The organism is Richelia sinica FACHB-800 (assembly GCF_014698825.1).
GTDB lineage: Bacteria > Cyanobacteriota > Cyanobacteriia > Cyanobacteriales > Nostocaceae > FACHB-800.
On the sequence record NZ_JACJTT010000071.1, the window covers coordinates 1 to 8,885 of the forward strand.

Annotated in this window: 7 protein-coding genes and 1 pseudogene; 3 read left to right on the forward strand and 5 right to left on the reverse strand. The window is 38.9% G+C overall.

The genetic code is table 11. The features are described 5' to 3' along the window. Positions 1 to 112: 112 nt before the first annotated feature. Positions 113 to 256, forward strand: a pseudogene (locus tag H6G73_RS23855) (Fe-Mn family superoxide dismutase); the annotation flags it as partial. A gap of 80 nt (positions 257 to 336) precedes the next feature. Here H6G73_RS23855 and H6G73_RS23860 read toward each other — a convergent pair. The 4 genes from H6G73_RS23860 to H6G73_RS23875 form a co-directional block, all read right to left on the reverse strand. After that, positions 337 to 2,523 carry a pentapeptide repeat-containing protein gene (locus tag H6G73_RS23860; protein ID WP_190608989.1) on the reverse strand — a complete coding sequence of 729 codons (2,187 nt, stop codon included), beginning with the start codon at positions 2,521 to 2,523 and terminating at the stop codon, positions 337 to 339. Positions 2,524 to 2,582: 59 nt separating this feature from the next. Beyond that, positions 2,583 to 3,584, reverse strand: a complete 1,002-nt coding sequence (locus H6G73_RS23865; RefSeq protein WP_190608991.1) for a zinc-dependent alcohol dehydrogenase family protein — start codon at positions 3,582 to 3,584, stop codon at positions 2,583 to 2,585. Positions 3,585 to 3,787: 203 nt separating this feature from the next. Beyond that, on the reverse strand, positions 3,788 to 5,059 hold the full coding sequence (locus H6G73_RS23870) for a M16 family metallopeptidase (protein ID WP_190608994.1): 1,272 nt from the start codon (positions 5,057 to 5,059) through the stop codon (positions 3,788 to 3,790). 61 nt (positions 5,060 to 5,120) lie between these two features. Next, complete coding sequence (locus tag H6G73_RS23875; RefSeq protein WP_190608996.1) at positions 5,121 to 6,362, reverse strand: M16 family metallopeptidase; 1,242 nt, start codon at positions 6,360 to 6,362, stop codon at positions 5,121 to 5,123. Positions 6,363 to 6,654: 292 nt separating this feature from the next. On the opposite strand from H6G73_RS23875, the gene H6G73_RS23880 reads away from it, so the two are divergent. Further along, positions 6,655 to 6,972 carry a thioredoxin family protein gene (locus H6G73_RS23880; RefSeq protein ID WP_190608998.1) on the forward strand — a complete coding sequence of 106 codons (318 nt, stop codon included), beginning with the start codon at positions 6,655 to 6,657 and terminating at the stop codon, positions 6,970 to 6,972. On the opposite strand, the gene H6G73_RS23885 is transcribed toward H6G73_RS23880, so the two are convergent. Beyond that, the gene (locus H6G73_RS23885) at positions 6,965 to 7,198 is read right to left on the reverse strand and encodes a hypothetical protein (RefSeq protein ID WP_190609001.1); all 234 of its coding nucleotides are present in this window, start codon (positions 7,196 to 7,198) and stop codon (positions 6,965 to 6,967) included. The genes H6G73_RS23880 and H6G73_RS23885 overlap by 8 nt on opposite strands. Before the next feature lie 272 nt (positions 7,199 to 7,470). On the opposite strand from H6G73_RS23885, the gene H6G73_RS23890 reads away from it, so the two are divergent. Continuing rightward, positions 7,471 to 8,667 carry an NAD(P)/FAD-dependent oxidoreductase gene (locus H6G73_RS23890; protein WP_190609002.1) on the forward strand — a complete coding sequence of 399 codons (1,197 nt, stop codon included), beginning with the start codon at positions 7,471 to 7,473 and terminating at the stop codon, positions 8,665 to 8,667. Positions 8,668 to 8,885 lie beyond the last annotated feature (218 nt).

An 8,885-nucleotide genomic window follows, 5' to 3' on the forward strand; every position in this document is an offset into this window, starting at 1 on the left:
CATTACCTTTTGCCGAAAATCATCACTATAAGGTTTAGCCATTGAAATCGGGAGATGCTATGGGAACTCTTATAGTTTACGTCCTAATCTTGATGGCTATAGCTATAAATATCCTATTCTTGGTAATGATGTGTGGGAACATGCCTATTATCTCAAATATCAAAATCGCCGACCTGATTATTTAGAAGCTTGGTGGAATGTTGTTAATTGGGATGAAATTAATAAAAGGTTGAAAGAGTCAGAAAGTTTTGTTTAAACAATCAGCAATAGAAGAAAATAAACTAAATGTGCTACCATTAATGATGGTAACAATATCTTTGCGTCTTTGCGCATAATTTATTTCAAATAAATCAATAAATTTAACCCAGGAATAGTACGAGATAATGTCCAAAGAACCAGGGTAACGTAGAGTAACCCTAAACTCCATTGATACCAAGCAATTGTGGAGATAATTCCTGGAAGATGTTGGTCACGGAGACGAATGTCATTAAATCCTAACCTGACTAAATTGTTGAGACTAAAGTCTAAATAATTGAGCCAGTTCCAACGTCTATCCCATAATAAAGACATGTATCTTTCCCTAAAAGTAGGGTTTCTGGGGATAACTGGTAAGCGTCCTATTAATAGTCGCAGTTGTCGCAGGGTTCCATCTTCTGTGAAGTAGGAAACATCCATTAAGTCATGGTAGCGTCCCTGTTGATAAAGTCTCCACAAGAGGATGATGGGTAGAGGAACAATGATAATCAATAAACAAAGTAGGGTTAACCATGGGTTTTCTGCATTGCGAAAAATAGCCAATAAGCTGAAAAATGCAATGACGGTAAAACTGGTGAGGATAGAAATAGTTTCGTAGTAGGTGGGAATAATGGGAATAGGACGTAGACGACGATAGCGGTCTACCAGCCAAAATAATACACCAAAGTAAGCGATCGCTACTCCTCCCACACCAAAGACTAACCAAAAGTTGGTTCCGTAACCACTCAGCAGCAAGAGGACGCTGAGTAACAACCATGTCACCCCTTGAAGTAACCAGCTACCGAAAAATATAGGTTCTGTTGCAATCAGGCGATCGCTTAGTTTATTGTAGGTATCTAAATCAATATCGGCTAAAGTCAGTAACTCGTTGATGCTGTGAAAAAGTTCTATTTGACGATGTTGGATAATTTCTGTAGCTTGGGTAGAAGAAAAACCCAAATTGATTAAATTAGAAACAGAAGCACTATTAATATTAGCTGCAACTAACCGACGACTTAATTCTATTAATCGTAATCTTTGTTTGGTATATTCTAATTGATTAGCGTCAGCGATTTGTTGTTGTTGGCGGAAATTTTGACTTAAATTTCGTAATATATTTTGATTTCCTTGCAAAGAAGCAATAGAAAATTTTTTGCCAATTTCACCAGAGTTACCTAAAATTTTAGCCTGATTAGAATTAAAAGTTAAGCCAGGTACATTAATAAAGGCTGTTGAAGCAAATTTAGCATCACTAAAATCTGCTTGATTTAAAATATTTGCACCACGCAATTCTACGGTTTGATTAAATTCAGCTTCTCGAAAAATTACAGATTGATTAAATGTCGCTTCCGTTAAAAATAAAAATTGATGGAATTTCGCTTGATTAAATTGAGCTTGATTCGTAAAATTTACATCTGAAAAATCAGCGTTACCTTGCCAGTAACTACTATAAAATTTCGCTATTTGTTTAAATTTGACTTCATTAAAGTTACCATTATTGGCAAAAATTGCACCTTTAAAATCAGCTAAATCTTGAAATATTGATTGTTTAAAATTAGCCTTATCGAAGAAAATGCTTTTTTGAAAACTACTTGGTTGATGAAAAGTCACACTATGGAAACTCACAGGACGACTAAATCTCGTTTCACTCCAATTAGTTGTTTTCAGAAAATTGGCACCTTGGGTATCAACAGACTGGAGAAAAAAGGTATTACCAAATTGTACTTCTCCATTAAACCGAGTTTGTACCATTGTTAAAACACCACGAAAAACAATGATATTACTCGAAGTATTAGCATCAGCACCTAAAAGTGATTTACAATCTTGAGCATCCGGTAAAGCCGTAGCTAGAGACTCTAAACATGCTAAACGTAGCTGCTCTAATTGTTCTTGTTCAGTCGCAGTAAAAATTGGAGCGATCGCTTGAGCATAAAGCGGCGTTCTTAAACCTAATTCATTGCCCAGAAAATCCCCCTGTATCAGGGAATAAGTTAAATCTAAACCTATTGGTTTAGCACCAGTTTTTTGTAATTCTTTCCTTAGTAATTTATAAAAAGCATCTCGAAAATTTGTATTTTCTGGACGCAAATCAATGACCATTTGCCGTAAATCAATGGTTAAATTACCTTCCTTGAGAATCGGGTTTTTCAACCTTTCCTGTAAAATTTCTAATGTTAAAGGTATCCTGTCTGGTTGTGCTGCAAACGTAGTCAGGGGAAAAAGTAAGACACTCAACACCAACGCGATAATAGCAATCAAAATCATGAAGTAACGCAGATGATTATTCATATCTTCTGCGTTAACTTGCGGCAAATTTCTAGATAGCAACGACAATCTCAACCAAGTACCTAATTATCATCAATCAGTAGAACAATTTTACCTGTAACTGAACCTGTTTCCAACAATTCATGAGCTTGTGCTGCTGCTGCTAAGGGGAACGTCTGGCTAACATGAATTTTTAATTTACCATCATCTATCCAATTAGCACATTGTTGAAGAATTTCGCCATGATGTTGTAAACCTTCTACATTGCCTAACAACATGGGAGTGAGCATTAATTCTAAACCAATACGCAGATTTTTATTTCTCGCAACTTTCCAAGTAGTATTAGCACTTGGTTCCAGAATAGTGACAACATCCCCATAAACTCGCACCGCAGGAAAAGATTTTTCTAAAACATCACCACCAATGGTGTCAAAGGCTAAGTCTACACCTTCTCCATTTGTCCAATCTAAAGTCGCTTGGACAAAATCTGTTTGTTTGTAGAAAATTACTTTGTCAGCACCTAATTGAGTCACAAAGTTTGCTTTTGCTTGGGAACTGACTGTAGTTGCCACATCTGCACCTTTGAGTTTAGCTAATTGAATAGCCACATGACCAACACCACCTGCACCAGCATGAATTAAAGTCTTGTCTCCTGGTTCCAGTCTTCCCCGTTCGTATAATGCTTCCCATGCAGTAATTAAAACTAGGGGTACTGCTGCTGCTTCCGCAAAGGAAACAGACTTGGGTTTACGAGCGACGAATCTTTCATCAACGGTAGTATATTCAGCATAATTACCTTGGTGTGCGCCTAAACCACCGTAACAAAAATATACTTCATCTCCAGGACGAAATTGCTTGACATCAGCACCCACAGCTTCCACAACACCTGCACCATCACATCCTAAAATCGCAGGCATGTTTTCAGGGTAGAAGGTACCACGCTTTCGCAGTTTAGTATCTATAGGGTTAATACCCGCTGCAACTAACCGGACTAAAAGCTCTGTATTTCCTGGTGTAGGTTTGGTAACTTCTTGTAGTTGCAGCACTTCTGGGTTCCCTGCTGCTGTCATCAAGACTGCTTTCACTGCTTTACTCCTAGATGCACGGTTACAACAATTAAAAATTAAAAAGGTATAATTTTATCAGTGTCTTAAGTTGGAAAAATCTTTCCTCTTTGCATCCTTGCATGAGGTCAAAATCATTCCCAACAATGCCCAGAATTTTATGAGCAAAAATTATAGTGGGTTTCCAGGCCAACCTACAATTGATTGACCTATCACTTTCAAAATTATGCTACAGCAATATGAATTGCTTCCTCTTGACCAACCAAAGATAAATATGGTTCCTGTAAATATTGACGAGCAGCTGTCATTGCCTCTGTTGCAGTCACATTATTAATCAAACGAGAAAATTCTTGGTCAAATTCTATCCCTAGACCCAAAATTTCATACCAACCATAGACTTGAGCAATTTGTCCGTTAGTTTGTTTACCCAAGGCATACTGTCCTAATATTTTATTTTTAGCTGTTTGCAGTGCCTCCGGTGAAAGTTCATCACTACACAATAGCTCAACTTCTTGACGTAATCCATTCAGCGCGATGGTAGTATTTTCTGGAGCAGTACCCATATACACTACAAATGAAGCTGGAAACAGACGAGTAGAGTACACAGCAGAGACTTCGTAAGCTAAACCTCTTTTTTCTCGTAATTCCACAAACAGACGGCTGGAAAGACCATTGCCTAAGTATGTAGAAAGTAATTTCAAAGCTGCATATCCTGGACTATTCACAGATGGCCCCATATAACCCAGCATCACTATTGACTGTTGGGTATTTAACGGGGTAAGACAAGATTGGGGTGCTACCTGAATAGCTGGTACATTCAGACTGGGCTTTGCTTGGGTGGGTATTTGCCAGTCACCAAAAATCTGGTTAACTAAGTCTATGGCTTCTGCAACGGAAATTCTCCCAGCAATACTAATCACTATATTATCTGGGCGAAAATGCCGTTGATGAAATTCCACTAAATCATCACGGGTAAGACTATCGATACTTGTTTCTGTCCCCAACACTGACATGGCATAGGGATGGTCTTGATACATTGCTTGTCGCAATTTTTCAAAAGCCAGCGCAAAGGGTTGTTCTTTTTGCGAACGAATATCTTGAATTGCTAACCGTTTTTCCAGTGCAACTTGATTTTCAGGAAAGGTAGGCGATCGCAATAACCGACCAGCCAATGCTAAAATTTCTGCAAAATCTGCACTTACCGTCTTCAAAGACAGCACAAAATAATCTGTAGCTGCATCAGCACTTAAGCTAGCTCCCACAGACTCAACCTGTTCCGCAATTTCTAAACTAGATAAACCCTCACATCCCTTCGTCATTACAGATGACAGCAAATGTGTTAACCCTGCTTTCTCCTGCGGTTCATAACAGCTACCAGCATGTATAAAAATCCGTCCAGCAATAATATCCGCAGCTTGATTTTCCGTCACCAACACAACAATGCCATTATCTAAGACAATGCGATGGATGAGAGAGTGAGAATTAATAGTTTGCATTATTTAGTCTTTAGTCATAGGTCATGAATCATTAGTCATTAGTCATATCTGAAACTAAAGACTAACAAGGCTTAAGAATCGTCACTACATAATTATCAGGGGAAAGGTACTTTTGAGCTAGATTTTGCAGTTCTTGGGACTCAAAAGACCTAAGGTCTTCCAAGTAAGTACCAGCCACTTCAGGTTGAGCCAATGTGCTGTAATAACCATAGAGCGAAGTTAACTGATGAGGCGTTTCCGTAGTAAACGCATATTCATTACACATTAACCTCCGGCAACGGTTCATTTCTTGCTCACTAACACCCTGGTGTTGCAAATTATGTAAATGACCACGAATCAGTTCCTCTACCCGTTCTAAATATTCTGGCTCTAACCAAGCCGTAATGGTCAATAAACTAGATTCTTTTTGCAAAACAAAATTGCTGCAAATTGCCTGTACTAACTGTTTCTCTTCTCGCAAATCATGTACCAAACGAGAAGTTCTTCCTTCCCCCAGTAAAACCGACAGCAAATCTAAGCCATGTGCAGTGCGGATATGATCTACACCAGGCCCTATCCATGCCATCATTAATCGCCCTTGTTCCAGTCTAGGTAAAATTAATTCATGTCGTTTAATCCCCTTAATTAAGGGTGTAGCAATCTTATTCACCACGGGAAAATTACAAGTATCTGCAAAATCTGCAAAAGAGCGATTGACCAAATTCCAAGCCGCTTCCTGCTCAATACCCCCTACCACTACTATAGTCATATTCTCTGGCTGATAATGAGCACGATGAAAGCAACGCATTGCCTCTGGTGAATGCTGCATCAATTCTTGCTCAGTTCCCAAAATAGAACGTCCGTAGGGATGACCTTGATAAACATTTTTCAGTAGAGATTGAAACCCTATTGCATCATGGTCATCCGCACTAGCTCTAATTTCTTCCAATACTACATCTCGTTCACAAATAAATTCATCTTCAGGAATCTTTGCATTCAGCAGCAACTCACCTAAATAAGGTAAAGTATCTATCAAATATGGTGCAGCAGTAATTAAGGAATAGTGAGCATAATCATAACTAGTAGCAGCATTACTCACTCCTCCCATTTTCTCAATCTGATAGTCAAACTCTCCAGGAGGTAGGGTTGCTGTGCCTTTAAAAATCATATGTTCCAGAAAATGAGCCATCCCAAACCAAGGTTCTGACTCAACAATTGCTCCAGCGCGCACCCAGACATCAGCCACAACGACAGGAGTAGTGGGAATCTGTTGATGAATAAATGTTAAACCATTACTGAATCGGCAAACTGAGGCTGGAAACACGGTGTTAATGTTTGGCTGTAACAATTTCTTTTAAACTGAAACCACAATTTAACCCAATTTTCTAATTATAACTTGAAAAATCAGCATATGTTAAAGGGGGCGCTTCCCCCTACCCTGTTTTAGAGCTTATTTCATCAACTTATCCATTGCTATTCCTCTTGTCATGCTGAATCAATAAACTTTCAGACTAAAATCAAACTAGGTTGTCCAACCTAACTGTTTTGACCAATCTATTTTCTGGCTTTCCAGACTGGGTTGCAATAATTTTTAACAGTACAGGGTGATATTTAATATGAGTTTAGCAGTAATTAAATTCTCTTCAGAAGATTGCGGTATCTGCCACAAAATGTCCTTCTATGACAAAAAAGTAACTGAGGAATTAGGTTTACAATTTATTGACGTGAAAATGCAAGATACAGCAACTTACCGCAAATATCGTCAAATTTTGTTGACTCAATATCCTGATAAATCACAAATGGGATGGCCCACCTATATCATCTGTAATCACCCCGATGGAGAATTTAAAATAGTGGGTGAAGTCAAAGGTGGACATCCCAAAGGAGAATTTCGAGAAAGAATTCAAACAGTGCTAAATTCTGTTCCTAATTAGCTCTTACCACTTCAAAGGATTGAACCTCTAGGACAGGTCCTATCATGGCTACAGTCATCACATCTTCACGTACCTGTCCTGTCACCGCAGCTTTTTGACCCGAAATCAGCAGATTTTTATCTGTACTTTTAGGCAATTCATAGGTCGTACCTTCATCTGTAACTAAGGCCCAAGCACCAAGACCAATATTACGCTTTTGGATTGTACCCGTAACTGTAATGCTCATAAATAAATATTGCAGGGATAAAACATCAAAAAATTTGCACCTGAGTCTAAGATACATAATCCTATTCCCATATTGCTTGTAGCCATTGAGGGGTCATAAGAAACAAAAATATCTACTGGCATAATTTGCCATTAACTAGCTGATAGCCAGTGTTCCTGAGCAAAAAATCACCAATATTACCTCTGCACTCTCCAGCCACAACAAGCTTCCTGAGGCAGTGCTACAGTGAAATTAAAATTTACAAATATTTAAGTGGCTAGCACTCCAGTATCATGACTCAACCAAAAAAACGAATTTGTATCCTTGGTGGAGGCTTTGGTGGTCTCTACACAGCTTTACGTTTAAGCCAATTGCCTTGGGGTTCTATACCAAAACCAGAAATTGTGCTAATAGATCAGAGCGATCGCTTTTTGTTTTCCCCCCTTCTTTACGAACTCCTCACTGGTGAACTTCAAGCCTGGGAAATCGCTCCCCCCTTCACAGAACTACTACAAGGTACAGGAATACGTTTCTATCAAGCTGTCATTACCAACATAGATATCCAACAACAACAAATACAATTACAAACAGGTACAGAAATTTCCTACGATTACTTAGTCCTAGCCTTAGGTAGCGAAACACCTCTAGATTTAACACCTGGTGCCACAACCCATGCTTATCCCTTCCGCACCATCACAGATGTCTATCGCTTAGAAGAAAAAATACGAATCTTAGAAGAATCAGATGCAGACAAGATTCGCGTAGCTATAGTAGGTGCAGGCTACAGTGGAGTCGAATTAGCATGTAAGCTAGCTGATAGAATTGGTAATAGAGGTCGCTTCCGGCTCATAGAAATCGGCAATCAAATTCTGCGTACATCTCCAGAATTTAACCGTCAAGCTGCTCAAACAGCCCTAGATAACAGAGGCATATTCACAGATTTAGAAACAAAAGTTATATCCATCCAAGCAGACAATATTTCCTTAGAGTATAAAAATCAAATAGATACCATTCCTGTAGATTTAGTTATTTGGACAGTAGGCACAAGAATTCCCCAAATTATCAAAACCTTACCCCTTAAACTCAATAACCTGGGTAAAATAACCACCTCAACTACCCTACAAGTGATTGACCATCCTGAAATTTTTGCATTAGGAGACTCATCGGACTGCATTGATGCCCAAGGAAAACAAGTTCCATCAACTGCTCAAGTCGCTTTCCAACAAGCTGATTACACAGCTTGGAATATTTGGGCATCATTGACCCATCGTCCTTTACTGCCTTTCCGCTATCAACCATTAGGTGAAATGATTGCATTAGGCATAGATACTGCCACCCTCACCAGTTTAAACATTAAGCTAGATGGTTCCTTAGCCTACATTGCTCGTCGTCTTGCTTATCTATATCGCTTGCCAACTCTGAATCATCAACTAAAAGTAGGTTTTAACTGGTTAGTTCGTCCACTCATCGATACCCTCTCTCAAATATAGACAGAACCGTGCGCAGACTGAGGTATTACCTCCATTACTCATCCGACTATTTCTTTCAACCCCTGAAATTCAGTCACACAGCGAATTTGAAAAAAAGCTCAAAAAAACAAAAAAGGGGGTTGACAAAGGGAGGGGTTAGGGGATAGAGTAATAAAGGTGAGAGGCGAAAGAGAAAACGCGCTCCCAACTGAACCGAGAAAAGATAATACTTTGAAAGC

Excerpts from the sequence above, each read along its gene's own strand:
- H6G73_RS23860 (WP_190608989.1), bottom strand. The coding sequence starts at position 2,523 with ATGAATAATCATCTGCGTTACTTCATGATTTTGATTGCTATTATCGCG.
- H6G73_RS23870 (WP_190608994.1), bottom strand. The coding sequence starts at position 5,059 with ATGCAAACTATTAATTCTCACTCTCTCATCCATCGCATTGTCTTAGAT.
- H6G73_RS23880 (WP_190608998.1), top strand. The coding sequence starts at position 6,655 with ATGAGTTTAGCAGTAATTAAATTCTCTTCAGAAGATTGCGGTATCTGC.
- H6G73_RS23885 (WP_190609001.1), bottom strand. The coding sequence starts at position 7,198 with ATGAGCATTACAGTTACGGGTACAATCCAAAAGCGTAATATTGGTCTT.
- H6G73_RS23890 (WP_190609002.1), top strand. The coding sequence starts at position 7,471 with ATGACTCAACCAAAAAAACGAATTTGTATCCTTGGTGGAGGCTTTGGT.